The sequence below is a fragment of the Mesorhizobium sp. M0830 genome (assembly GCF_040319965.1).
GTDB lineage: Bacteria > Pseudomonadota > Alphaproteobacteria > Rhizobiales > Rhizobiaceae > Mesorhizobium.
Map to the genome: position 1 here is coordinate 16,383 of NZ_JAMYOR010000042.1, position 24,648 is coordinate 41,030.

The 24,648-nt window shown below is 61.8% G+C and carries 29 protein-coding genes and 1 pseudogene; 19 read left to right on the plus strand and 11 right to left on the minus strand.

The genetic code is table 11. From position 1 onward, the window contains the following. Positions 1–205: 205 nt before the first annotated feature. Positions 206–952, minus strand: a complete 747-nt coding sequence (locus tag NKI20_RS22505) for a 3-oxoacyl-ACP reductase family protein (protein ID WP_352834376.1) — start codon at positions 950–952, stop codon at positions 206–208. A gap of 100 nt (positions 953–1,052) precedes the next feature. On the opposite strand from NKI20_RS22505, the gene NKI20_RS22510 reads away from it, so the two are divergent. Both NKI20_RS22510 and NKI20_RS22515 read left to right on the plus strand, forming a co-directional pair. Continuing rightward, on the plus strand, positions 1,053–1,667 hold the full coding sequence (locus NKI20_RS22510; RefSeq protein ID WP_352605167.1) for a TetR/AcrR family transcriptional regulator: 615 nt from the start codon (positions 1,053–1,055) through the stop codon (positions 1,665–1,667). A gap of 53 nt (positions 1,668–1,720) precedes the next feature. Further along, positions 1,721–2,116 (plus strand): rhodanese-like domain-containing protein, encoded by a 396-nt coding sequence (locus NKI20_RS22515; protein WP_352605165.1) that lies wholly within the window; start codon positions 1,721–1,723, stop codon positions 2,114–2,116. Between the two features lie 13 nt (positions 2,117–2,129). On the opposite strand, the gene NKI20_RS22520 is transcribed toward NKI20_RS22515, so the two are convergent. Beyond that, on the minus strand, positions 2,130–3,038 hold the full coding sequence (locus NKI20_RS22520) for an alpha/beta hydrolase (RefSeq protein WP_352605163.1): 909 nt from the start codon (positions 3,036–3,038) through the stop codon (positions 2,130–2,132). Between the two features lie 47 nt (positions 3,039–3,085). On the opposite strand from NKI20_RS22520, the gene NKI20_RS22525 reads away from it, so the two are divergent. Beyond that, on the plus strand, positions 3,086–3,538 hold the full coding sequence (locus NKI20_RS22525) for a MarR family winged helix-turn-helix transcriptional regulator (protein WP_023759169.1): 453 nt from the start codon (positions 3,086–3,088) through the stop codon (positions 3,536–3,538). Between the two features lie 19 nt (positions 3,539–3,557). On the opposite strand, the gene NKI20_RS22530 is transcribed toward NKI20_RS22525, so the two are convergent. Next, positions 3,558–4,169, minus strand: coding sequence for a pyridoxamine 5'-phosphate oxidase family protein (locus NKI20_RS22530; protein WP_352834382.1), 612 nt, complete (start codon positions 4,167–4,169; stop codon positions 3,558–3,560). A 127-nt stretch (positions 4,170–4,296) separates the two neighbouring features. Beyond that, positions 4,297–4,650 carry a gamma-butyrobetaine hydroxylase family protein gene (locus tag NKI20_RS22535; protein WP_352729688.1) on the minus strand — a complete coding sequence of 118 codons (354 nt, stop codon included), beginning with the start codon at positions 4,648–4,650 and terminating at the stop codon, positions 4,297–4,299. A 198-nt stretch (positions 4,651–4,848) separates the two neighbouring features. Here NKI20_RS22535 and moaA point away from each other — a divergent pair, with 198 nt between their 5' ends. The 11 genes and pseudogenes from moaA to NKI20_RS22590 all read left to right on the plus strand — a co-directional run bounded on the left by moaA (position 4,849) and on the right by NKI20_RS22590 (position 13,359). Next, entirely contained in the window at positions 4,849–5,844 is a 996-nt protein-coding gene (gene moaA, locus NKI20_RS22540) for a GTP 3',8-cyclase MoaA (protein WP_352729690.1), read from the plus strand. Positions 5,845–5,901: 57 nt separating this feature from the next. Beyond that, positions 5,902–6,375 carry a hypothetical protein gene (locus NKI20_RS22545; protein ID WP_352834386.1) on the plus strand — a complete coding sequence of 158 codons (474 nt, stop codon included), beginning with the start codon at positions 5,902–5,904 and terminating at the stop codon, positions 6,373–6,375. A gap of 135 nt (positions 6,376–6,510) precedes the next feature. Then, the gene (locus NKI20_RS22550; RefSeq protein WP_352834389.1) at positions 6,511–6,870 is read left to right on the plus strand and encodes a hypothetical protein; all 360 of its coding nucleotides are present in this window, start codon (positions 6,511–6,513) and stop codon (positions 6,868–6,870) included. A 121-nt stretch (positions 6,871–6,991) separates the two neighbouring features. Next, on the plus strand, positions 6,992–7,912 hold the full coding sequence (locus tag NKI20_RS22555) for a DMT family transporter (RefSeq protein ID WP_352834392.1): 921 nt from the start codon (positions 6,992–6,994) through the stop codon (positions 7,910–7,912). A 56-nt stretch (positions 7,913–7,968) separates the two neighbouring features. Beyond that, a pseudogene (mobA, locus tag NKI20_RS22560) lies at positions 7,969–8,586 on the plus strand (molybdenum cofactor guanylyltransferase MobA); the annotation flags it as partial. 9 nt (positions 8,587–8,595) lie between these two features. After that, on the plus strand, positions 8,596–9,105 hold the full coding sequence (gene mobB, locus NKI20_RS22565; protein ID WP_352834468.1) for a molybdopterin-guanine dinucleotide biosynthesis protein B: 510 nt from the start codon (positions 8,596–8,598) through the stop codon (positions 9,103–9,105). A 157-nt stretch (positions 9,106–9,262) separates the two neighbouring features. Beyond that, the gene (locus NKI20_RS22570; RefSeq protein WP_352834395.1) at positions 9,263–10,048 is read left to right on the plus strand and encodes an ABC transporter substrate-binding protein; all 786 of its coding nucleotides are present in this window, start codon (positions 9,263–9,265) and stop codon (positions 10,046–10,048) included. 80 nt (positions 10,049–10,128) lie between these two features. Next, positions 10,129–10,848 (plus strand): ABC transporter permease, encoded by a 720-nt coding sequence (locus tag NKI20_RS22575; protein ID WP_352834398.1) that lies wholly within the window; start codon positions 10,129–10,131, stop codon positions 10,846–10,848. Continuing rightward, positions 10,845–11,666 carry an ABC transporter permease gene (locus tag NKI20_RS22580; RefSeq protein WP_352605147.1) on the plus strand — a complete coding sequence of 274 codons (822 nt, stop codon included), beginning with the start codon at positions 10,845–10,847 and terminating at the stop codon, positions 11,664–11,666. The genes NKI20_RS22575 and NKI20_RS22580 overlap by 4 nt, the downstream gene beginning before the upstream one ends. A 112-nt stretch (positions 11,667–11,778) precedes the next feature. Continuing rightward, positions 11,779–12,648 carry an NAD(P)-dependent oxidoreductase gene (locus NKI20_RS22585; protein WP_352834402.1) on the plus strand — a complete coding sequence of 290 codons (870 nt, stop codon included), beginning with the start codon at positions 11,779–11,781 and terminating at the stop codon, positions 12,646–12,648. 9 nt (positions 12,649–12,657) lie between these two features. Continuing rightward, positions 12,658–13,359 (plus strand): DNA alkylation repair protein, encoded by a 702-nt coding sequence (locus NKI20_RS22590; protein WP_352834405.1) that lies wholly within the window; start codon positions 12,658–12,660, stop codon positions 13,357–13,359. Between the two features lie 59 nt (positions 13,360–13,418). On the opposite strand, the gene NKI20_RS22595 is transcribed toward NKI20_RS22590, so the two are convergent. Continuing rightward, on the minus strand, positions 13,419–14,774 hold the full coding sequence (locus NKI20_RS22595; protein ID WP_352834408.1) for a DUF7986 domain-containing protein: 1,356 nt from the start codon (positions 14,772–14,774) through the stop codon (positions 13,419–13,421). 311 nt (positions 14,775–15,085) lie between these two features. Between NKI20_RS22595 and NKI20_RS22600 the strand changes: the two genes are divergently transcribed. Next, positions 15,086–15,652: a DUF3299 domain-containing protein gene (locus NKI20_RS22600; protein WP_502898150.1), complete on the plus strand. Its 567-nt coding sequence runs from the start codon at positions 15,086–15,088 to the stop codon at positions 15,650–15,652. A 28-nt stretch (positions 15,653–15,680) separates the two neighbouring features. On the opposite strand, the gene NKI20_RS22605 is transcribed toward NKI20_RS22600, so the two are convergent. The 4 genes from NKI20_RS22605 to NKI20_RS22620 form a co-directional block, all read right to left on the minus strand. Then, positions 15,681–16,172, minus strand: coding sequence for an Lrp/AsnC family transcriptional regulator (locus tag NKI20_RS22605; protein ID WP_023759182.1), 492 nt, complete (start codon positions 16,170–16,172; stop codon positions 15,681–15,683). A 197-nt stretch (positions 16,173–16,369) separates the two neighbouring features. Further along, the gene (locus tag NKI20_RS22610) at positions 16,370–17,050 is read right to left on the minus strand and encodes a uracil-DNA glycosylase family protein (RefSeq protein ID WP_352834415.1); all 681 of its coding nucleotides are present in this window, start codon (positions 17,048–17,050) and stop codon (positions 16,370–16,372) included. Further along, positions 16,990–17,601: a glutathione S-transferase gene (locus tag NKI20_RS22615; RefSeq protein WP_352834418.1), complete on the minus strand. Its 612-nt coding sequence runs from the start codon at positions 17,599–17,601 to the stop codon at positions 16,990–16,992. Before NKI20_RS22615 ends, NKI20_RS22610 begins: the two co-directional genes overlap by 61 nt. A gap of 43 nt (positions 17,602–17,644) precedes the next feature. Then, positions 17,645–18,265: a thermonuclease family protein gene (locus NKI20_RS22620; protein WP_352834421.1), complete on the minus strand. Its 621-nt coding sequence runs from the start codon at positions 18,263–18,265 to the stop codon at positions 17,645–17,647. Positions 18,266–18,339: 74 nt separating this feature from the next. On the opposite strand from NKI20_RS22620, the gene NKI20_RS22625 reads away from it, so the two are divergent. Further along, complete coding sequence (locus tag NKI20_RS22625; protein WP_023759186.1) at positions 18,340–19,860, plus strand: sensor histidine kinase; 1,521 nt, start codon at positions 18,340–18,342, stop codon at positions 19,858–19,860. 33 nt (positions 19,861–19,893) lie between these two features. Here the strand turns inward: NKI20_RS22625 and NKI20_RS22630 are convergent, their stop codons facing one another. Next, the gene (locus NKI20_RS22630; RefSeq protein ID WP_352834471.1) at positions 19,894–20,892 is read right to left on the minus strand and encodes a nicotinate-nucleotide--dimethylbenzimidazole phosphoribosyltransferase; all 999 of its coding nucleotides are present in this window, start codon (positions 20,890–20,892) and stop codon (positions 19,894–19,896) included. A 197-nt stretch (positions 20,893–21,089) separates the two neighbouring features. Between NKI20_RS22630 and NKI20_RS22635 the strand changes: the two genes are divergently transcribed. Continuing rightward, complete coding sequence (locus NKI20_RS22635; RefSeq protein ID WP_352605133.1) at positions 21,090–21,323, plus strand: DUF1289 domain-containing protein; 234 nt, start codon at positions 21,090–21,092, stop codon at positions 21,321–21,323. A gap of 7 nt (positions 21,324–21,330) precedes the next feature. Then, positions 21,331–22,035 carry a TIGR02281 family clan AA aspartic protease gene (locus NKI20_RS22640; protein ID WP_352834426.1) on the plus strand — a complete coding sequence of 235 codons (705 nt, stop codon included), beginning with the start codon at positions 21,331–21,333 and terminating at the stop codon, positions 22,033–22,035. Between the two features lie 16 nt (positions 22,036–22,051). On the opposite strand, the gene dusA is transcribed toward NKI20_RS22640, so the two are convergent. Beyond that, positions 22,052–23,041 carry a tRNA dihydrouridine(20/20a) synthase DusA gene (gene dusA, locus NKI20_RS22645; protein ID WP_352834429.1) on the minus strand — a complete coding sequence of 330 codons (990 nt, stop codon included), beginning with the start codon at positions 23,039–23,041 and terminating at the stop codon, positions 22,052–22,054. A 558-nt stretch (positions 23,042–23,599) separates the two neighbouring features. Here dusA and NKI20_RS22650 point away from each other — a divergent pair. Then, positions 23,600–24,568, plus strand: a complete 969-nt coding sequence (locus tag NKI20_RS22650) for a GAF domain-containing protein (protein WP_352834432.1) — start codon at positions 23,600–23,602, stop codon at positions 24,566–24,568. Positions 24,569–24,648: the final 80 nt, after the last annotated feature.

Sequence of the window (24,648 nt, forward strand, 5' to 3'; positions counted from 1 at the left end):
TCACCCGCTCCGGCCGCAACCGGTTCCCGTTCCGCACGCTAGATCGTCTCGCTCACCGCATGGCGGATGTAAGGCGCGACTATGCTGATTCATACCGATTTCGTTAAGCTTTCATAAATTTTGGAACGTCTGTTGCAGAACGGTTTCACAACATCGTGACGGCTGGAGCGGGGTGTTTGCGTCCAGCCGGGAAATCCATTGCAGATCAGGCGTTGGCGCCGCCATCGATGGTCAGCGCGGCGCCGGTGACGAATCGGCCTTCCGGGCCCGCCAGCCAGGCAACCATGCCGGCGATGTCGTCGGCCCTGCCGAATCGCGGCGTCGCCATCTTCTGGCGCTGGTGCTCGGCATGCGGACCATCGGCCGGGTTCATGTCGGTGTCGGTCGAACCGGGATGAACGACATTGGCGGTGATGCCACGTGGACCGAGGTCGCGCGCCAGCGCCTTTGTCAGGCCGACAAGGGCCGCCTTGCTGGCCGAATAGGCTGTGAGGCTGCTGTCGGTCGCCCGCTCGGCAAGGTTGCTGCCGATCGAGATGATGCTGCCGCCCTCGCCCATATGCGTGGCTGCTGCCTTGGAAGCGATGAACGGTGCCCTGAGATTGACCTCCATGGTTTCATCGAAATCGGCGAGTGACAGCGTATCGATCGGTGCGGCGCGCCAGATGCCGGCGCTGTTGACCAGAATGTCCAGCCGACCGAATGCGGTCACGGCGTCATCGACGGCCTTGTCTATCGCCGCGGCATCGCGGTTGTCGGCCTTGATCGCGATGGCGCGGCCACCCTTGGCCTCTATATCGGCGACAACAGCACGGGCCTGCTCTTCACCATGCACATAGGTCAGCGCGACACTGGCGCCGTCGGCCGCGAGCCGTCGCGCAATCGCCGCACCGATGCCGCGGCTGCCGCCGGTGACGAGCGCGGCCTTGCCGTTCAACTTGCTGGATGACATCGACTTTCTCCGTTTTGTAATGATCGGCACATAAATATCTGTCAGCCTTGCCCAGCCACGTCAACTGAATTATGTATCGATCGTCACAGAAACGAGCACCATGTCGGAACGAGGCCGCCCCCGCACCTTCGATCGAACCGCAGCCCTACGCTGTGCGATGGAGGTTTTTTGGACCCGTGGTTACGAAGCCGCATCGATGAGCGACCTGACCGCCGCCATGGGCATCAATTCGCCCAGCCTCTACGCAGCCTTCGGCAGCAAGGAGGCGCTGTTCCTGGAGGCAACGGACCTTTATTCGCGTACGGAGGGAGCCGATATCTGGCTGGCACTGGAGAAAGCACCGACCGCGCGGCTGGCGATCGAACAATTCCTGTGCCTGACGGCGAAAGCCTATGCGCAGACCGATCGCCCGCAGGGTTGCCTGATCGCGCTCGGCGCGCTGCATAAGGACTCCAGCCGCGGCGCCATCTGCGACGATCTGCGCCGTCGCCGCGCCGAAAACCACATCGCCCTGCAGAAGCGTCTCGAGCGCGGCGTTGCCGAAGGTGAACTGCCGGCGGATTTCAACTGCGGCGCCGCCGCGACTTTCTTCGCCACGGTTCAGCACGGCATGTCGATCCAGGCCCGCGACGGCGCCTCGCACGATGCCTTGCTGGCAACGGTGGCCGGGGCCATGGCGGCCTGGAAGACAATGGCCGCAACCGATGCGGCGTGACAAACGCCGGCTGGTGTGCTCGAAATTCGCCAGCAAGCCGGAGGGATGAAGGCGTGAAGAAGGGTTATCGCGAACTGCTGGACGAGGCGAACGCCGAGATCGAGGTGGTTTCGCCCGAGGAAGCAGCCGGGCTGCTCGACGATGAAGACACCATCTTCGTCGATCTGCGCGATCCGCGCGAAGTGGAGCGCGACGGCCGGATTCCCGGCGCCAAACATGTCACGCGCGGCATGCTGGAATTCTGGATCGACCCCGAAAGCCCCTACCACAAGCCGTTCTTCGCCTCGGGAAAGAGCTTCGTCTTCTTCTGCGCAGGCGGCTGGCGCTCGGCGCTGGCCACCAAGACGGCGCAGGACATGGGGCTTGCGCCGGTAAAGCATATCCTTGGCGGCTACACCGCCTGGAAGGCGGCCGGACTGCCGGTCGAACCCGGCGAGAAGAAGAAATAATTTCGATCGCCGGTCAATGCAGCAGCGACGGCTCGCGATGCGCCACGAAGCCGACCGCGCGTTCGATCACACCCTTGTCCGCAAGAATGCGGCGATGGCCGAGCCCGTCTGCCCAGTAGAGCCGCACATGACCGCCGGCGCCGGCATAGCGCCTTGCGTGATCGGCCGAAACCTCACGGTCGTCCGGTGCGTGGATGACCAGGGTCGGGACCGGCGCCTGGGCGAGCTGACGGTCGCCGGTGAATTCGTGCAACGGCCGACCGGAAAGATGTTGGACACGATCCGCCATTGCGGCTTGCGAGCGCGGACCGACATTGAGCATGCGGCTGAAGTCGGCGAAGATCGCCGGCAGGGAACTTGGCGCCGCGATCAGCACCAGACGTCCGGCCGCCAGCGGCGGGATGTTCTTGACCGAACCGGCGACGGCATTGGCGGCGACGGCACCGCCGAAGGAGTGACCGACCGCTGCCACGAACGGGCCGAACCACTCACCGGCAACCCGCACCGCATCAACGGCATTGACCATGTTCAGCCGCCTGCCCTGCGACTGGCCGTGGCCCGGCAGATCAATGGAAACCACCCTGTAACCGGCGGCGCGATAGCCTTCGATCAACGCGCGCATATATTCGGTGCGCGAGCGCCAGCCATGCACGACAAGCACCGTGCCAACGGCTGCCCCGCCCGGCTCCGGCCGGAACTCGTGCACCATGACGCAGCCGGTCGCGGTCTTGAGCCGGTGATGGCGCGCCTCGGTCATGAACTCGGCAGCGCGATCGACTGCGCGCCGTTCGCCGTCGCTGAGCGCCTTGACGTTCGGTGTGCGGCAGAACAATTCGAACGCCGCGCGCCCGATCAGGCGCGGAGCGACACGCTCGGCCGCACCAAACACGCCCCGGATGACCTTCAGCCCGAATGATGCCATAGTGAGAATCCATCCATACGTTCAAGCATGAACATAATAGTTCAAAGATGAACAATAAACAAGAGCTACCTTGGGACAACCCGCGCTTTCGCAACTGGGTCGCGGTGGCGCGCGCCTGCCATGTGCTTGAGCGCACGCTGGCGGTGAAGCTGGGGCCGCTCGACCTGAAGCCGGCGCAGCTCGATGTGCTGATGAACCTCTACCGCCATCCCGGCATGTCGCAGCACGACCTTGCCCGCAAGCTGCTCGTCGGTCGCTCGAACATCACCATGCTTCTGCCGCAGCTGGAGGCGCGTGGCCTGCTGCGCCGCGAAGGCGACGACAAGGACAAGCGCATCCTGCGGCTCGCGCTCACCGAGGCCGGCGAGGCGCTGCTGATGCAGGCGCTGAAAGTGCACATGGCGCTGATCGAGAAGGCGATGAGCCAGTCGACGCCGGAACAATGCGACATGATCGGCGAGCAGATGCGCAAGATTTATGAGGTGCTGAAGGAGGCGTGACCGCCCTCTCAGCCCAAACTTACCACATCGTCTTCTTCGCCCGCTCCGGCCATTCCTTGTCGTAGGTGTCGCCATCGATGTTCTTGCGGCTGGTGATTTCCAGGATCTGTCCGGGCGACGGCAACGACTTCGGGTCGACATGCCTCGCCGGATTCCAGAGTTCGGAGCGGACGATGGCGCGGGCGCATTGGAAGTAGACCGAATCGATGTCGACAACGGTTACCGATCGCGCCGCCTTGCCTTCAACCGTGAACGACGCGCATAGCGTTGTATCCGTGGTGATATGAGCGCGACCATTGACGCGCAACGTCGTGCCGGAGCCCGGCACCAGGAACAGCAGGCCGACGCGCGGGTCGCGGATGATGTTTCGAAGCGAATCGGCGCGGTTGTTGCCGCGACGGTCCGGCATTATCAGGGTTTTCGGATCGTGGATGCGCACGAAGCCGGCGAGATCGCCGCGCGGCGAGCAGTCAAGCCCCTCCGGCCCGCTCGTCGCCAGCGCGACGAACGGCGAGGACTCGATGAAAGCGGCGTATTCTGGAATGACACGGTCGAGTTCCTTGACCAGGGAGGCCTCGCCCGGAACGCCATAGAGCGCCTCGAGCTGCTCGACTGTGGTGATGACGGACATCGTTTTCGTCTCCAAAACCTTCGTCGGCGCTACTCCACTTCGATGACGCCTTGACGACAACGACAGGAGCATGGTTCCAAAAAGTGTGAGGGGTTTTCGGACGACATTATGCTCTATCTCGTCGCCTCTAGCGGTCCCGGCTCAAGCCCTTTTCCGCAAGCTCTGCCAGATAGGCGTCCCAGCGTGCATCCTTCTCGTGGCCGAGCGTGTGCAGGTAGTTCCAGGTAAAGATACCGGTGTCGTGGAAATCGTCGAAGGTGATGCGCACGGCGTAGTTGCCGACCGGCTCGATCTTGAGGATCTTGACATTGCGCTTGCCGGGAACCGTCACACGCTGTTCGGGCGAGTGGCCCTGCACCTCGGCCGATGGCGAGGCGACGCGCAACAACTCCGCCGGCAGTTCGAACGGCCTATGATCGGGAAAGGTGACGGACAGCACTTTGCGGTCCTTCGAAACCCGGAGTTCTTTCGGTGCGGTCATGCTGTTCGATCCGTATTATCCATCCTTCCCTACGCCGCTTCGTCAAACGGGAAAAGGCTGTTTGATGCCGACCGACATGCTATGTCGGCGCAGGGATGTTGCGAAAGATCAACAACCGCTATCTTGAATGACAGGCTGGATCGTATCACATAGCGGTATATAACGATGCCGCTCACGGCCACGGGAAGCGCTCGAAGCATGGACATGATCGACCCATTCGGTCGCACGATCAGCTATCTCAGGGTGTCGGTTACCGACCGCTGCGATTTCCGCTGCACCTATTGCATGGCCGAGGACATGGCCTTCCTGCCGAAGAAGGACCTGCTGTCGCTGGAAGAACTCGACCGGCTGTGCAGCGTCTTCATCGAAAAGGGCGTCAGGAGATTGCGGCTCACTGGCGGTGAGCCGCTGGTGCGCAAGAACATCATGCATCTGGTGCGCCAGTTGTCGCGGCATCTCGAAAGCGGCGCGCTGGAAGAACTGACGCTGACCACCAATGGCTCGCAACTTTCGCGCTTTGCCGCCGAACTCGCTGATTGCGGCGTCAAGCGCATCAATGTGTCGCTGGACACACTCGACGCCGACAAGTTCCACAAGATCACCCGCTGGGGCCACCTCGACAAGGTCATGCAAGGCATCGATGCCGCGCAGGCGGCCGGGCTGAAGGTCAAGCTCAACGCGGTGGCGCTGAAGGATTTCAACGACGCCGAGTTGCCCGAGATGATGCGCTGGGCGCATGGCCGTGGCATGGATTTGACGGTCATCGAGACCATGCCGATGGGCGAGATCGACGCCGACCGCACCGATCAGTATTTACCGCTGTCGCTGCTGCGCGCGTCGCTGGAACGCCAGTTCACGCTGACCGACATTCCCTTCAAGACCGGCGGGCCGGCTCGTTACGTCCATGTCGCCGAAACCGGCGGACGCCTCGGCTTCATCACGCCGATGACGCATAATTTCTGCGAGAGTTGCAACCGCGTCCGGCTGACCTGCACCGGCACGCTCTATATGTGCCTCGGCCAGGAGGACGCCGCCGACCTGCGCGCGCCCTTGCGGGCCTCCGAAGGCAACGAACTGGTCGCCGAGGCCATCGACGAAGCGATCGGCCGCAAGCCGAAAGGCCATGATTTCATCATCGACCGCCGCACCAGCCGCCCATCGGTGTCACGCCATATGAGCGTCACCGGCGGCTGATCTTTTCGTGAAATTCAGGCAAGATCGCTTCCGAGGTCATTTGCTTCGAGGCGCGACATGCAACGGCGTTATTTATTCCCGGCGTTTGTCATGGCAGGTGCGGCGGCCCGTGCGGTAGCCGCACCGTCCCCCAATGTGAAACAGCGCTTACGCACCCTCTGCACCTTACCCCACGAGATTTTAAACCATCGCCAGCCCGAGCCGGACAATGGCGACGGACAGGTATGGCTGAGCACGGATGGCGCCAGCCTGATCTGCTCGGGCATCCGCAACATCGACGATGAGACGCCGAAGGGTTTTGTGGCTGCCGAGAAGGCCAGCGATGAAGCCGGCTACAAGGTCACCTACAGCAAGTCCGGCAAGGACTGGGCGGTGCTGTCTGGGATGAAGGACGGAAAGATCTTTTACGAGCGGCGCCTGTTCGGCAGGGATGGCATCATCCGCACGGTCTGGATCGACTACCCGCCGGCCCTCAAGTCGAAATACGACTCGCTGGTGGGTGCCATCGCCGGCAGTCTCAAGGGGCCATGAGCGTTTCGTGACCGTGAGCATTTCGGCCACACCGCGAACAAATCTTTACCCGCGAATGCTCTGCTGATTTACCGATGGTCCGTTCCGGCCTAGCCTTCCGCTTGGGACGGTTTCATCCAACAGGGGGAATAGACCATGGGCAAACTCCTTCTCTCTCTTGCATTGCTTGGCCTCGCTTCCGTGCCAGCGGCCGCCCAGTCGATCGGCGGCACCTATACGGTCGCCGGCACCAACTTCGACGGCTCGGCCTATGGCGGCGAGGCAACCATCGCGCTGACCAGCGGAACGACCTGCACGATCCACTGGGAGACGGGCGGCTCGTCTTCCGACGGCATCTGCATGCGCAACGATGACGCCTTCTCCGCCGGCTATGTCATGGACAAGGATATCGGCCTTGTCGTCTACAAGGTGATGGACGACGGCTCCCTGCACGGCCTGTGGACGATCGCCGGCAAGGAAGGCGATGGCACCGAGGTGCTGACGCCGAAGAAGTAAGTTCTGCCGCCATTGCAGGCGATCTCCAGGGCCACAAACGAGGCTGTGGCCCAGCCCTTTGTTATTGCTGTTTCATGCCCGGCTGTTACAGGCTTGCTGCAAAACAGAACCGGTAGTCGTCTTGCCCCTGTCTCCAAATCTTCGCGGCGCGTTGTTCATGGTGGTGGCGATGGCCGGCTTCACCCTCAACGACGCCATCACCAAATACTCGTCGCAATCGATGAACATGGCGCAAGTCATGTTGATCCGCGGTGCGTTCGCTTCGCTCTTCGTCGGCTTGCTCGCCTGGCAGCGCGGCGCGCTTGCCCGCCCCGGGTCGATGCTGCAGCCGCTGGTGGCCATGCGCGTGATCAGCGAAGCCGGCGCAACGGTGAGTTTTCTCGTCGCCCTCGCCCATTTGCCGATCGCCAATGTTTCGGCGGTGCTACAGGCGCTGCCGCTGGCGGTGACGATGGGCGCGGCACTCGTCTTCGGCGAGGCTGTCGGCTGGCGGCGCTGGCTGGCCATCGCCGTCGGATTTGGTGGCGTGCTGATCATCGTGCGGCCTGGCTTCGAAGGCTTCAGCATCTACTCGCTGTCGGCACTGGCCAGCGTCGCTTGTTGTGCGGTGCGCGATCTCAGCACCAAGCGGATTCCCAAGGCTATTCCCACCCTGCTGGTGTCGACGGCGACCGCGCTTGCCATGACTGTCGTCGGCGCGGCGCTGTTGTTGCCGATGGGGGGCTGGACACCGATGGCGGGCAACAGCACCGCCCTGTTGGCCCTGGCCGCCGTGCTGGTGCTCATCGGTTACCAGTTCATCATCATGGCGATGCGCTCGGGCGACATCTCCTTCATCGCGCCGTTCCGCTATACGGCCCTGATCTGGTCGATCCTGCTTGGCCTGTTCATCTTCGCCGATATTCCAGATCTGCCGATGATCATCGGCGCCACCATCATCATCGGCTCCGGCCTCTACGCGCTTTACCGCGAACGAGTGGTCGGCAGGCGAAAGATCGTCGCCGAAAGCACCGGACCGGCAATGGTTCCCGACGGAATCTAGCCAAGCCATTTGAAGGTTCTTGTGATTTTCGGCGGCAGGCGTACAGGCTCGATGGCATGAAGCGAGATGTTGCGGGGATCATTCTGGCCGGCGGCCGTTCGAGACGGATGGGCGGTGGCGACAAGACCCTGTTGCCGCTTGGCAGCGGTTGTGTACTCGACCAGGTCATCTCGCGCTTTGGCCCGCAGATCGGCCCTCTCGCGCTTAGCGCCAACGGCGATCCGGCGCGGTTCTCGCGCCTTGGACTGCCGGTGCTTGCCGACACGGTGACCGGCTTTGCCGGGCCGCTTGCCGGAATCCTGACTGGCCTCGAATGGGCCGCGGCCAACACGGCTTGCAAGGCGATCGTCACCGCTGCCGGCGACACGCCCTTCCTGCCGCTGGATCTTGTCGATCGACTGGCGGCCGCCGCCGATCAAAGTCCAGCTTCGATTGTCGTCGCTTGCTCGGGCGGCAAGCGGCACCCGACCTTCGCGCTCTGGCCGACGGACTGTCGCGACGCCCTGCGGCACTTTCTGGTCGATGAAGATATCAGGCGGGTTTCGGCTTTCATCGACCGGCACGGCTTCGTCGAGGTGGAATTCCCGCTTCTTCAGTCGGCGGGCCACCCGGTCGACCCTTTCTTCAACATCAACCAGCCTGATGATCTTGTCGCTGCCGAAGGTCTGTTGCAGCATGAAATCATGAACAGACGCGTCTTCGGCATCACCGGTTGGAAAAACTCCGGCAAGACGACATTGACGGAAAAACTGGTCGCCGAACTTGTTCGGCGCGGCTGGAAAGTGTCGACGGTGAAACACGCGCACCACGATTTCGACATCGACAAGCCGGGTGCCGACAGCTACCGCCATAGGCAGGCGGGCGCCACGGAAGTCGCGATCGTGTCGGGAACCCGCTGGGCGCTGATGCACGAACTGCGTGGTGAGGATGAGCCGACGCTGGAGGTGATTCTATCACGGCTCGCGCCTTGCGACCTGGTGCTGGTCGAGGGCTACAAGCGCGAGGCCCACCGCAAGATCGAAACCCGCCGGCTGGACGCGAAAGACCGCACGCCACTATCGGCAAGTGATCCCAACATCGTCGCCGTCGCCGCCGATTTTGCGGCTGAAGGCGGTCCCCTGCCGGTGTTCGATCTCGACGATGCAAAGTCGATAGCCGACTTCATTGAGCGCACCACTGGGCTCGTTGCTTGAGCGCTGACGCAGCGGCAGAATAGCCTTCCCCGTTTTTGCGGTTTTGCAGTTGCTTTTTTCTCGGAAAGAGTGGGAGTATCGCGCCAGCGGGCGGCCAAAAGCACCGCCCCACAGAGCCGTTTGGAACGACGGCCGGGACCATAAAGAGAGGATTATCATGCGTATTGCACTGCGTATCGCGCTCGCCGCTTCGGCCGCGCTGTTGACGCTCGGCGTAGCCCAGGCCCAGGAAAAGACCCTGAGGATCGGCACCGAAGGCGCCTACCCGCCATTCAACAACCTCACCGCCGATGGCCAACTCGTCGGCTTCGACATCGACATCGCCAAGGCGCTTTGTGATGAAATGAAGGTCAAGTGCACCTTCGTCGCCCAGGATTGGGACGGCATCATTCCCGCTCTTCAGGCAGGCAAGTTCGACGCTATCGTCGCCTCGATGTCGATCACTCCAGAGCGGATGGAGAAGGTCGACTTCTCGCACAAATACTACAACACGCCGTCGGCGATCGCCGTGCCGAAGGACAGCACGCTGAAAGGCGTGACCAAGGAAGATCTCGCCGGCAAGACCATCGGCGTGGCCACCACCACCACGCATTTCAACTATGCCTCGAAGACCTACACCGACAGCACCGTCAAGGGCTATCCGAGCAGCCCCGAGGAGCAGGCAGATCTTGCCAATGGTCGTCTCGACGCAATCGAGGACGATATCGTCGTGCTGCAGCAGTGGCTGGATTCGCCCGACGGCGCATGCTGCAAGATCCTCGGCCAGCCGTCGCCGCAACCAGTCGAGATCTTCGGGCCAGGCGCCGGCATTGCCGTGCGCAAGGGCGAGACCGACCTGGTCAACAAGCTCAACACGGCCATCGACGCCATCCGCGCCAATGGAAAATACAAGGAAATCAACGACAAGTACTTTAAGTTCGACGTCTACGGCGCCGAGTCCTGATAAACTAGGGTGAAGACGGCGGGGAACTTCTTCGCCGTCTTTCTATTCGTTCGGGAACGCCGTGGAGATAAGACCTGTCGATGCCAGCCCAGAGCATATGGACACTTCTCAGTTGGGGACCCGATGGCTGGCTTGACGATATCGCCTATGGCGCACTGATCACCGTTGCGCTTGCCCTTGCCACGTTGCCAATCGGATTGACGATCGGCTTTTTCATTGCTCTTGCCAAGCAGTCCGAAGAACCATCGCTGCGCCTTGCCGCCAACATCTACACCACGGTCTTTCGCGGCCTGCCGGAACTGGTGACGCTTTTCCTGTTCTTCTTCGGCATGCCGATCCTGCTGCAGCATCTCGTCAGGTATTTCCGGCCGGACGCCACCATCGACGTCAACAGCTTCGTCGCCGGCATGATCGTGCTCGCGCTGATCTTCTCGTCCTATGCCAGCGAGGTTTTCCTTTCGGCCTTCCGCGCCATACCGAAGGGCCAATATGAGGGCGGCTACGCCATCGGGCTTTCCAACTGGCTGACCATGCGCAAGGTGATCGTGCCGCAGCTGCTGCGCATCGCGTTTCCCGGACTGGAGAACTGCTGGCTAAGCCTGCTCAAGGACACGTCCCTGGTGTCAGTCGTCGGCTTGGCCGAGACGCTGCGCAACGCCAGCATTGCCGCCCGCGTTACCAAGCACGCTTTCCTGTTCTTCGGCGTGGCCTCGCTGGTGTTTCTCGGCCTCGCCGTCGTGTCGTCCTTTGCCACCGGTGCAATTCTGCGTTCGCTTGGCCGGCGGGAGGCGCAGCGATGAGCGCTACAGCCGCCATGGTCGAACGGCCGCCGCCCCAGGCGCGGGGTTGGCCGCGCAGGCGTATTGCCGGTTATGCGCTGGTCTGCCTGTGGATCCTATTCGGCGCTGGCATCGTCAGCTATCTGGTCATCGCTTGGAACGCCGATTTCTTCGCCAAATATGCGCCCGCCTATTTGCGAGGGCTTGGGGTAACGCTCGCGCTGGTTTCCATATCGATGGTCCTCGGCGCAATGCTTTCGGTGCCTGTCGCCTATGGGCGCATGTCCAGCAATCGGATTCTGTCCGGCCTCGCCTATTGCTATGTCTATTTCTTCCGTGGCACGCCGCTGCTGGTTCAGACCTATCTAGTCTATTATGGATTAGGCTCGTTCAGGGTCGAACTGCAGTCGGTTGGCCTCTGGGATTTTTTCAAGGACGCGTTCAATTGCGGCGTCTTTGCCTTTTCGCTCAACACTGCCGCCTACCAGGCCGAGATTCTACGCGGCGCCATCGAGAGCGTGCCTCGTGGGCAATGGGAAGGGGCAGCATCGCTCGGCCTGCACAAACTGCAGACATTGCGCAAGATCATCCTGCCCCAAGCCTTGATCGTTGCCTTGCGTCCCTATGGCAATGAACTGATCCTGATGGTCAAGGCGTCCGCCATCGTCGCCATCATCACGGTCTATGATCTGATGGGCAATGCAAAGCTCGCCTTCGCCAACTCGTTCGACATTCAGGCCTATATCTGGGTCGCTCTCGTCTATCTGGTGATGGTCGAGATCTTGCGCCATGGCGTTGAATGGATCGAGCGCCGGATCACCGTTCACCTGAAACGCTGACCATTTTCAAATTGGCTGCACCAGTCGATCTGGTCACACGCGTCTTGACGAATTGGGCGCAGGGCCTAGAGCTTTCGCAGCAAATTCCGTTTCCATTCTGAAGGGTAAGCTCATGGCATCCGTGGCATTTCTGGGTCTTGGCGTGATGGGCTATCCAATGGCCGGGCACTTGAGGAACAAGGGTGGGCACGACGTCACCGTCTACAACCGCACCAAGGCCAAGGCCGAGCATTGGGTAGGCCAGCACGGCGGCAGCCTTGCGGCGACGCCGGCGCAGGCCGCCGAGGGCAAGGATTTTGTCTTTTCCTGCGTCGGCAATGACGACGATTTGCGTTCGGTGACGACGGGCGCGGACGGAGCCTTCCAGACGATGAAGAAGGGTTCGGTCTTCATCGACAACACCACGGCCTCGGCCGAGGTCGCACGCGAGCTGGCGACGGCGGCGCAAGCACGCGGCTTTTCGTTCCTCGACGCGCCGGTCTCCGGTGGCCAGGCCGGCGCCGAGAATGGCCTCCTGACCGTCATGGTCGGTGGCGAGCAGGACGCTTTCGACAGAGCCAGGCCCGTCATAGATGCCTTTGCTCGCATGGTTGGCTTGATGGGGTCGGCCGGTGCTGGCCAGCTCACCAAGATGATCAACCAGATCACCATCGCCGGCCTCGTGCAAGGGCTGGCCGAAGGCATCCATTTCGGCAAGAAGGCCGGGCTCGACATCGAGAAGGTGATCGAGGTCATCTCCAAGGGCGCGGCCGGTTCCTGGCAGATGGAGAACCGCCACAAGACGATGAATGCCGGCAAGTATGATTTCGGCTTCGCCGTCGATTGGATGCGCAAGGACCTCGGCATCTGTCTGGCGGAAGCCGACCGCAACGGTGCCAAATTGCCGGTGACTGCGCTTGTCGACCAGTTCTACAAGGATGTGCAGGCAATGGGCGGCAAGCGCTGGGATACGTCCTCGCTGCTGGCGCGGCTGGAAAAATAGGTTTCTGCGATGGCGGAACTCTCGCCTCAATCCAGTGCCGCGGAAATTGTCGACCATCTGCGCGCCATTGGCTCGGAGGAGAACCGCCTCGGCATGTTGCGCTACGGCATCAGGATCGACCGCGCCCTTGGCATAACGCATGGCGTACAGCGGCAGATCGCCAGGAAGATCAAACGCAACCACGAGCGCGCCTTCGAGCTGTGGGAGACGGGTATCGTGGAGGCGCAGTTCATCGCTTCCGTCACGGCTGACCCGCAGCGGTTTTCTGCTGAAGATGCAAGGAGATGGGCGGCGTCTTTCGATTCCTGGGATATCGTCGACGGCGTCTCCGACCTCTTCGTCGACACCGACGCCTGGAAGGAACTGATCGGCGAGTTCGCGGCCGACGAACGGGAATTCGTTCGGCGCACGGCCTTTGCGATGATGGCATGGTCTGCCGTTCACCGGAAGAAAGAACCAGAGACAAGCTTCCTCGCCTTCCTGCCGATCATCGAAGCGCATGCCACCGACAGCCGCAATTTCGTGAAGAAAGCCGTGAACTGGGCGCTTCGATCGATCGGCAAACGATCGATGGCTATGCACGGCGCCGCGCTTGCCGTCGCCGAACGACTGGCGCAGTCGACCGATAGGACCGCGCGCTGGATCGGCAAGGACGCTGTCAACGAACTTTCCAATGCCAAGACGTTCGAGCGGATCGCCAAGAAAGGCTGACGCGTGACGCGATCAGTTCGCGCCGATGGTGCATCGATGGATGAGCAAATGGCAGCGCACTATTGACGCAGGTCCCGAAGGCCGAGCTCTTTCCAAATCCATTCAAAACTATAGGTAGCCATCGGATTGACAGGGTCTGGTTGTTTGGCTGTCTGGTTTTCGAGATACTTCAGCCAATCGGCGACCTTTCGGCGGCCGGCCGGGGTTTTGGCGGCCTGACGCGGTGTTTTGTTCCCCAACATTGCGACGGGCTGATCAAGAGTTTCCAGATAATGCCGATCCAAGAACTCGTGAACGCCCTGTTCGGCGATTTCTGGTGGCGCACTCGATGACGGCGTTTCGACATGCTTGCCAGATCGTTCGGCCAACATCTGCTCGACAGTGCGGATTTCAGTGAGGGGGGTCCGCGCTAGATCGCCGAGGGCTTGGCGAACCAAGGCCGTCCCTCTTGCAGCTCGCTCTGCGGAGTTGGTGGACAGATGGAGGAAGCGCCCCTTCAGTTCGGCATTGCCCAGCACACACGAACCGCTATCCGCCGTGATGTCGATTGTAGGTGCCTTCGCCGCTTTTGGCTTGTCTCTGCCTTGTGGTGTCTCTTCCAGCCAGTTCCAGAAGTTCGCGTTTTCTTGTGACATCCCCCGAATGGTGTTCAATCGAGAAGCAATCTCTTCCGGCGCCACGCCCGATGCCAAGGGAAAGCGGACATCATGGAATACGATGTCATCGCCATCGCTATTTCGTAGCGTCGGTCTCTCCATCATCCTATTGAGGGTGTCAAACAACCATGACAGTGTGAACATGGATGCCGCCGCCTGCAGCTCTTCATTCCTCAACGCGGGCAGCTTCTTTGCATTTCTTTTCCCGAACGCGCCGCGCAGTCCGTCGAACAATGCTTCCGTAGCCTGCGGCGTGAACGGCAAGACACCGCCCGCAAGGACGTTTTTGCCCATGACAGGCACGACCCGTGCAGCGATCTTATCCCACTGTTTCAACATCTTCGTGGCGGTGCCCTCGCTAACGTTGATAGGTTCACCTCCGCGGATAAGGTCACGCGCCACAAGAGATTGTCCAGGCACGACGTTGCTTACTTCATACAGGCTCATGACGGACGTCCGTAACGCCATCATATAAGCCTTGGATTGCGCATTTTCCTTCCAGCCTCGACGCTTGACATAGTCATCGACGATGTTGCCGGGTTCACCCTCGAAGTCCAGGCTCAGAAAGTCCTCGAAGGCGCAGCCCCAAACGGTCATTGCCCAAACCTCGCCGAGGATTTCGGTGAGGTCTTCGAAATCCATGTCGTAGGCTTCGAGAACTGGGCCGAAATGGTCGTCGAGCACCTCTTCGAAACATTCGCGCCATTGCTCACGGGTAAGGAATTTCATCAGCCCCTTGAGATCATCGCTGGCTGGCATGGTACTTCTCCATGTTCTGGCGAGGTCGGTGGACACGGACGCGCACGGTTCGCATCCTATGGCCGATCTATTTTCTGCTCCGCAGTCGCGACCGGGCAAGCCATTTTCGGCTCTTTCCCAAGCAATTTATTCGTGTCCCGTTTCCCGCGAGGTCGCTGGCAAGGCCCCGATAGCGCTACCCCACAACGGCGATCGAATTGCGAGCGAGAATGTGGATTGATGGCGCAGCGCGATCCGGGATCTGCAAAAATGCGCTCGAATCACGACGGTTTGACTCGATGCGGGCAGCAGCTTGGCGAAGAATGGAGTCCATGAACAATCGCCTCAAATCAGTTGCGGTCCTGGCTGCGGCATTTGCTGTTTCCATCGGCGATGCCTCGGCGGAGACCGCGCACATATTCTGGAAGGATCTGCGCCCTGCTGCGCAAGCGGCCGCTGAAAACGTCGGGTTGCCGATGATCGCGGCAAAATTGCCGGACCACGGCGAGACGCTATCCCTCGATCTGCAGGACAAAAGCATTCAGTTGGCCGGCTATGCATTGCCCGTCGATCGCGACGGCGACCTTGTCTATCAGTTCCTGCTGGTGCCGTGGACTGGCGCATGCAGCCACATGCCGACGCCACCGCCCAACCAGATCGTACTGGTCACACCTGCTCACCCCTACAAGATGTCGGAAGCTTATCAGCCGGTCGCTGTCACCGGTGCGCTGAAGCCGGAGATGGAGAAGAGCCAGCTGTTCATTCTCGACGGCGTCAGCGTCATCCAGTCGGGCTACAGCGTCCGCAAGGCAGAGGTCGTCGCTGCCGACAGCGTGCCGGACACAGTCACGCTGCCAGTAAATTCTCCCTGGAGTTTCCTCAACAAAAAGAAAGATTAAGCGGAAAAACCTTGCGCAAGGGGTCAGCTCAGGCAGCGTTGGCGCCCGACTCCTTGTCCAGCACCATGTAGTCAAGCGGGATTTCCGTGGTGTACTTGATCTGCTCCATGGCGAAGGACGACGACACGTCGCGAATCTCGATCTTGGCGATCAGCCGTTTGTAGAACGCGTCATAGGCAGCGATGTCCGGAACCACGACGCGCAAGAGATAATCGACGTCGCCGCTCATCCGGTAGAACTCGACCACTTCGGGAAACTCCTGGATGACTTCCGAGAAGCGCCTCAGCCACTCATGACTATGCGAATTGGTGCGGATCGACACGAAGACGGTGACGCGCACATTGATCTTTTCATGGTCGAGAATGGCGACGCGCCGCTTGATGACGCCCTCTTCCTCGAGCTTCTGGATGCGCCGCCAGCAAGGCGTCGTCGACAGCCCGACTTTCTTGGCGACATCGGCGACCGCGAGTGTCGCGTCCTCCTGCAACAGGCGGAGAATTTTTCTATCGAGGCGATCCATTGCGTGCTCCCTGGTGCGTGTCGCCCAAAGTGGTAGCGGTTTGGGATAGCGACATGCGTAAAACTCAAAGCGCGTCGCGTGCCCTCGGGCGCGACGCGCTTTGGGAATAGTTTGGCTATACTCCCCCTTATTTCGACCTTTCACAAGAAAGAAATTCTGCCAATCGGGCAAAAATCGGGTGATTTCTTGCCGAAAGGTCAACAAAGGCGATAGCGGATTTCCGACCGCAGGAAAGGCAGCAAATCCATTTCAAACCAGGGATTCCTCTTGAGCCAGCCGGTATTTCGCCACGACGGATGGGGCAGCGGCAGCACTTTCGGCCCGACGGAATTCTCCCAGAGCGCGCGCCAGTCCATCACTGTTTGCGTCAATGAGGGCCGGCGCTCGGCACCCATGTGCCAGGACTGTGCATAGATGCCGATCGTCAGCACCAGGTCGATCCGTGGCATCAGAGCCATCAAGGGCGCGCGCCAGGCCGGTGCGCATTCGCGCCTCGGCGGCAGGTCTCCACCCTTGGCGTCCTGGCCGGGAAAGCAAAAGCCCATCGGCACGATCGCGAATTTTTCGATGTCGTAGAATTCGTCGCTCGTCACGCCCAGCCAGCTGCGCAGGCGGTCGCCGGAAGCATCGGTGAACGGCATGCCCGACAGGTGCACCTTGGTCCCCGGCGCCTGGCTGGCGATCAGGATGCGGGCGCTGGACGAGGGTCGCAGCACCGGACGCGGTTCGTGCGGCAACGGCTTGCCGACAGGATTCTCCACGCAGATGCGGCAAGCGCGAATCTTGGCAGTGAGCCTGTCGAGTTCGACAGTCATTTTCAGGCTGATGCGCTCGGACGACTGGAGACGGCTTGGTGCCAACGCAGCACATTTGTGCATTCATCCGGTATCTTGATGCGTGCCGGCTTCATGAAATCGACGGCGATCAGGCCGGTGATATCGGCGATCGAATAGCTGTCACCGGCGATGAATTCTCGATTGCCCAGCTCAACATCCAACAGTTTGAGGAACTGCACGGCCTTCGGCTTGTTGGCCTCGCCCCATTCGGGGATCTGCGGGATTTCCCATTCCTTCATGGCCGGATGGATGTGGCGAAACGCCTGCGTGACGCAGCTGAGCAAGTTGAACTCCATCCGTCGCTGCCACATCTCGACCTGCGCCTTGCCGAGTGCGCCACGGCCGAACAGGGCTGGTTCGGGATGCAGTTCCTCGAAATAGCGGCAGATGGCGACGGATTCGGTGATGATGGTGCCGTCGTCGAGCTCCAGCACCGGCAGGCGTTGCAAAGGGTTGCGAGAGCTGATCGCCTGTTGCCTGTGCTCGAGAGCACCCATGTCGACGGCTACCTGCGGAACCGTGATGCCTTTTTCGGCGAGGAAAACGCGGACCCGTCGTGGATTGGGCGCCCGGCCACCGTCGAAGAGCTTCATCTCCATCCTCCCATTCGTTCGCGGTCCAATTACACGATGCGGATCACCAGAAGCGAAAAATCTCGCGCGCGGCGTCGCCAATCGATGCCAGTGCGCCATGCTTTCTCTCGACGACTTGGCCGTGATGGCTATCGCGCCAGTCCTGGGGCTGGTCGAACGTCCCGGCCCAGATGCCGGCCCTTCCCTCACGGGCCGTGGCTTCCTCGCTTTCGAAGTCGCCATAGGCAACCGCCCAGCCCGCCTCGACCTGCGCCCGGTTGAGGTCCTTTCCGCCGGCGTTGCAGTTGCCGAGAAGCCGGCCATAGCGGTCACGCTGCCAGCCGGTACAGGAGACGAGCTGGCCACCGATCAGGCGCACCAGCGACTGGCGCGCAAGCGTGCCGCAGGGATAATCGGTGCCGTTCCTGCGGCAGGTCTGCGTATATTCCGGAGCATCGATGCCGCGCATACGGATGCGCTCGGCACCGAGCGTGATCGAATCGCCGTCAATGACGATAGCCGCACCTTCCGTCTTGCGGGTTTCCACGCGGTCGAGGCGGGCCGCCAGCAGGATCAACAGCCCGAGAATGATGGCGGTAAGCCCGTAATCGACCAGCCGGCGCCACAGGCTTCGGGGTCGCGCAAAGTATGGTCGGCGCCGCCTTGGCGACCATGAACGGCTCATATGGCAAACGGTTGGTTAATCATTCGAACGTAGCTTAACACTTGGAAACCGCTGCTCGCATAATTGAAGTTTTGATGCCCTTGCAACGCTCGAACACAGCGGACAAGTTCATTGTGGACCGCAGGAAACCTCATCGCAACAGCGATGTGGCACGCGCGGTGCGCAAGACGCGTGACCGTCTTTCGCAGCAGGCAGGCAATCCCGATTTCGATCGCGAACTTCTGAAACTCCACGCCCGGGCGATGACCAGCGGCGCAATCGCCGTCCCGCTTCTCGTTCTGGTGATCGCGGCGGGTAGCCGGCTGGCCGGCGTCGGCAACGAGATCGGCCTCTGGGCCCTGTTCATGCTGACCTGCTACACCATCGTCGCCTTCATGGCGCGGCGCATCGAGCGCACTGAAGCTTCCGAGCTCAACCCTTTGCAAACACGACGGGAATTCCTGATCGGCCATTTCCTGTGCGGTCTCGGCTGGGCATGGTTCGTCCGGCTTGGCTGCAGCGTCTGCGCGGTCGACCCGTTCCACGTCGTCAAGGCCGTGGTGCTGTTGTTCGCCATGGCGGCGACCGCGGTGATGACCTCGTCCCTGGGCGGAGCGCTGTTGGCGACGTTTGCCGTCCCGGTGGCACTCTACGCTTATGGCGGCGTCAAGCTATGGATCCCGATCGAGGTAATCATGGCCGGGCTGCTGGTCGTGTCGCTGCCCTTCTTCGCCTATGTCGCCCGTCACCTCAACCGCTCGTCCCTGATGTTGTTGTCGTTCCGCTCCGAAAAGGACGCGCTGATCGCCGAACTGGAGACGGCGAAATCAATGTCGGACGAGGCGCGGCGGCGGGCCGAAGATGCCAATCTGGCGAAATCACGGTTCCTCGCCTCGATGAGCCATGAACTGCGCACACCGCTCAATGCCATTCTCGGTTTTTCCGAGGTGATGTCGAACGAGGTGCTGGGACCGATGAGCAACCCCACCTATCGCGACTACGCCCACGACGTGCACGAATCCGGCCAGCATCTACTCGACCTGATCAATGAGATCCTCGACCTGTCGCGCATCGAGGCTGGCCGCTACCAGCTCAATGAAGAGCCCGTGATGCTGCTCGGTATCGTCGAGGATTGCTGCCACATGATGGAGCTGAGGGCGCGCAATAAGGATATACGCATCGTCCAGGATTTCGAGCATGAATTGCCACGCTTGTTCGCCGATGAGCGGGCGGTGCGGCAGATCGCGCTCAACCTTCTGTCGAATGCCATCAAGTTCACCGGCACCGGAGGCGAGATTCGTGTCCGCGTCGGCTGGACGGCGGGCGGCGGGCAGTACATTTCGATCAAGGACAATGGGCCAGGCATACCGGAAGACGAAATTCCGATTGTGCTTTCCGCCTTCGGCCAGGGCTCGATCGCCATCAAGAGCGCCGAGCAGGGAACCGGCCTTGGCCTGCCGATCGTTCAAGGCCTGCTTGCCATGCATGGCGGAGAGTTCGAACTTCATTCCAGGCTGCGCGAAGGGACAGAGGCGATAGCCATCTTCCCGCTGAGCCGGGTAATGGAAGAATTGCCGGCGCTGCCGACCGCGGCGGTAGCAGCTCGGCGGCGATAGTCGAAGCTGTTGAGATGCGGTGTGCCGGTCTCTCTAGCCGCGTACCGCAGCCGCCATGCCCGAACTGGTCAGCGCGGCGGCCTTGACCAGACCCGCGGCAAGGGCGGCCCCTGCCCCTTCGCCATGGCTGATGCCAAGATCAAGCAACGGGCGCAGGCCGAGGCGTTGAGCAGCCCGGGCGTGTGCAGGTTCTGGCGACAGGCTGGCAAGCAGGCAATGGTCGAGCGCGGCGGGGTTGGCGGTATGCAGCACCGCTGCGGCGGCCGTTGCGGCAAGCCCGTCGAGCAGCACTGGGATCTTCTGCATGCGCGCGGCAAGGATGGCGCCGGCAATCGCTGCGAACTCACGGCCGCCGACCCGGCGCATCACCTCGAGCGGGTCGCCGAGATGGCTACCGTGAGAGGCCAGCGCAGCATCGACCACGTCTGCCTTGCGCGCCTGCATCGTCGCATCGGCGCCCGACCCCGGGCCGACCCAGTCTACGCCCCTGCCCCCGAACAACGCCGCAAACAGAGCTGCAGCGACCGTGGAGTTGCCGACGCCGAGATCGCCGAGGCACAAAAGATCGGTGCCGCCGGCGATCGCTTCCATGCCGAAAGCCATGGTGGCGGCGCAGTCGCGCTCGTCGAGCGCGGCATCACAGGTGATATCTGCGGTCGGAATGTGCAGGGCAAGATCGAAGATCTTCAGCCCGAGATCGTTGGCAATGCAGATCTGGTTGATCGCCGCACCTCCGGCCGCGCAAAGTTCGACCGCGTTGGCAGTCGCCGCCACCGGGCGTGGCGAAATGCCGTGGCGTGTGGCGCCGTGATTGCCGGCAAAGACCGCCATCAGCGGTCTTGTGACGGCTGGCGGAGCCCGCCCGCTCCAGGCGGCCAGCCACGCGGCGATGTCCTCGATGCGGCCGAGCGAATTGCCTGGTTTGTCGGCCTTGGCGAACAGCGTGCGCACGCGGGCCCCGGCCGTCGTGTCGGCCGCCGGCAGATTGGCCAACAGGTTGCGAAAATCGTCGAAAGGCAGCGCGCTGGTCATCTCGTTGGCGATCATTCCCTGGAGTAGGTGAGCGGCATAGCCGCCTTGCGTCGTCGGCACAACCTCCTGGATCATGGTCCTGAATTTGCCGCAAGGCTGGCCGCCAAGGGCGCCATCGCAAGGGCTTGCATTGGCTCTGCGGTTGCACCATGTGGAGATGGAACGAGGATTCCGGATGGAAACCTCAAGAGAAAGTCATGACGGCCATCGAATCCCCGTGCATCCTGGTCTGTTCGATCGATATGAAAACCGGCTTCTGTTTCGGGTGCGGTCGCACGCGTGAGGAAATCGGTGCCTGGATCGGGATGACGCCGGAAACGCGCCGCAGCGTCATGGCCGAATTGCCGGCCCGGCTGGAAACGATCGAGCGCCGACCGCGCCGGGAAACGCGCCGCAGCCGCGTGGCGCGCGAACGCGACGCGCTTTCGTGAGGTGCTAATGAGCCGGCTTTTCTGGATCCTGATGGCAGCGACCGGGGTGGGAGCAGTCCTGCTCATGCTCAACGATTCTGCCGGCAGTACGCTCGGCGTCGAGAACTACGATTTCAGCCGGCTGATCTGGCTTGGCGCTTTCGGCGTCCTGATCGGCGCCGGCCTGCTTCGCTCGGGCCGGCCGTTGGGCGCCATGGCCCGCAACCTCGGCGCCTGGGCGGCCATCGTGCTCGCGCTGATCGCCGGCTATCAATACCGCTATGAACTGCAGGATGTCGCCAGCCGCGTGACGGCAGGCCTGGTCCCCGGCAGCCCGCTGGCGCTCGGCGTCGAAGACGGTCACGCCACGGTGACGCTCGACAAGGCGGACAACGGCCATTTCGAAGCGCGTATCCTGGTCAACGGCAACCCGGTTCGAGCGATAGTCGATACCGGCGCGACCAGCACGGTGCTGACGTCGGAAGACGCGCAAGCCGCCGGATTCAATCCAGCGGCGCTCAACTACACCATTTCAGTTTCGACCGCCAACGGCGTAGCACGCGCCGCGGCCGTGAGAACCGATCAGATTGCGATCGGCGGCATCACGCGCAAGGACATGCCGGTGATGATCGCCGCACCCGGCATGCTGAGCCAGAGCCTGCTTGGCATGAATTTCATCGGCTCGCTGTCGGGCTTCGATGTGCGCGGCGACCGCATGATCCTCAGGGATTGAGCTCCGGCTCTCAAACTCAGGCCGCTTCGGCTTCCACTCCACTGAGCTCGACAGCGGCAAAGGCCGTCTTCAGCACGTCCGGTCCGGCTCCGGGCCGGTTCGCCTCGGTGGACAGGATCTGGCGGTAGCGGCGCGCCCCCGGCAATCGGTGGAACAGCCCGACCATGTGACGTGTGACATGGCCAAGCCGCCCGCCCTGCTCGATATGACGTGCCGCATAGTCGGCCATGACGTCGATCAGCGCGGCGAAATCGAACGTGTCGGGCTTGGCGCCGTAGAAGGCGGCGTCCACGCCGACCAGAATGCCGGGCGAGTGGTAGGCGGCGCGGCCAAGCATAGCGCCGTCGACATGACGGAGATGCGCCTGCGCCTCATCAATCGACTGAATTCCGCCATTGATGCCAATGAATTTGTTCTGGTTTCTGGCCTTCAGTCGATAGACCCTGTCATAGTCGAGCGGCGGAACGTCGCGGTTTTCCTTGGGGCTCAGCCCTTCGAGCCATGCCTTGCGCGCATGCACCCACAGCGCGTCGGCGCCAGCGTCGAAAACACCGTCCGTCAGCGCGTCGAGCGCCGGCTCCGGGTCCTGCTCGTCGACGCCAATGCGGCATTTGACGGTGACGGGAATTGTCACAGCCGCTTTCATCGCAGCGACGCAGTCGGCGACGAGGTCAGGCACCTTCATCAGGCAGGCGCCGAACGTACCCGACTGAACACGGTCCGACGGACAGCCGACATTGAGGTTGATCTCGTCGTACCCAAAAGCTTCGCCGATGCGCGCCGCCTCGGCAAGCTTTTGCGGATCGGAGCCGCCGAGCTGCAACGCGACCGGATGTTCCGTCTCATCGAAGCCGAGAAGTCGCTCACGCGCACCATGGATGACGGCGTCGGCCACCACCATCTCGGTGTAGAGCAGCGCACGGCGTGTCAGCTGGCGGTGAAAGAACCGGCAATGCCGGTCCGTCCAATCCATCATCGGGGCAATGGCAAGTTTGCTGTATATCATACTAATGTCATTGTCTTTTTTGATCTTGGGCAGTCCAATTCCCGATTGGGTGGGAAAAGGCACCCGTCCAAAGGTCGGGCATTTTACGATTGCATCGCCGTAACTGAAAGCCACTGGTTATCACGAAGTTTCCACTGCGCACATAGGGCACGGGTGCGTGCATGCCCGCTTGCGAGATCTCGAGAGCCATCCGCCCACGGGGCCACCGAAAGGCTTTCCGCAGGCGGCAGCTTTTAATATCGCGCCGATGAGTGCTCCTCAGCTTACCCTAGGCACGAGTGCGGCAAAATCCGCGCGGACTTTGCTTTCGATCAAAGAATGTTCAGTGCATGTCGCTAGGCTTTGGGAGCATCGACCGAAGGGTGCATGCGCGAGAATGCTTCGGCGAGGACGACTGTCGATTGGCTAAATGTCGCTGACAGACACGAGAACATGAAAGGATGTTCTTCCCCCTTTCTGCTCCTTCCGTCGAATTGACAGTGCGCTGACTGAAAGCGGAACCTGGCGCGACACTGGTTTGGGATGTGACGGAGCAGTCGGGGTTTTGGGAGGATAAGCATGGGCGAGGATCTATCCGGTCATCATGCCGACCGCATTCAGGCCGCGATCGCGTCCGACACGGCGGCGAAGTCCGCGCTGGTGGCCTCCTGGCGACGGTCTTCCAGCTTGCATCGGCTCAATCCGACCGATTGCAGCCCGCCACGCTATCTGACAGAGGCGGAATTGGGAGAGGTCCGGCAACACATCGAGCCACTCGTCCGGGCTGCTCAATCAAGCCTGGACCGGCTCTATCTCGCAGTGGGCGGCGTTGGATGCTGCGTCCTGCTCGCCCATCGCGACGGCGTTCCCGTCGAACGGCGCGGCGCGCCCGTGGATGACGAGACGTTTCATTCCTGGGGTCTGTGGACTGGTTCCGTCTGGAACGAGGAAAGCCAGGGCACCAATGGTATCGGCACCTGCCTGGTTGAACAGCGCGCGCTAACGATCCACCGCGACCAACATTTTCATACGCGCAACACCGGGCTGAGTTGCTGCACCGCCCCAATCTACGATCACCAGGGAGAGCTTGCAGCCGCGCTTGACGTGTCCTCCTGCCGGGCCGACCTCACTGAAGCCTTTGCCAATCTTATTTCGATGGCCGTGGTCGATGCCGCGCGTCGGATCGAGGCGGAGACCTTCAAGATGGCATTCCCCAAGGCACGAATCGTTCTGGCGCCGGTGCCCGACAAGGGTTCCGGCGCGTTGATCGCCGTTGACGCGGACGGCCTCGTGGTCGGTGCGACACGTTCGGCTCGCCTCGCGATTGGAATTACGCAACGGTGTTTCGACAAGCCGATGCCCGCAGCCGATCTGCTCGGCTGGGCCGAGAACGGCCCCGAAGTCCTCGCCGAGGCGGAGCGTGGCGTCCTGCAGCGTGCGCTGGCGCGGGCGGACGGAAATGTCTCGGCCGCGGCCCAGGCGCTCGGCATCAGCCGCGCGACGTTTCACCGCAAGCTCAACCGCCTGGACGTCCACAGGTCTCACTGACCATTCGAATCCTCGCGTGAGTGTCGCAATTCTGCGACACATCCCGTCCGCCCACCGTCCCCGACGCAGTGACAATGGCG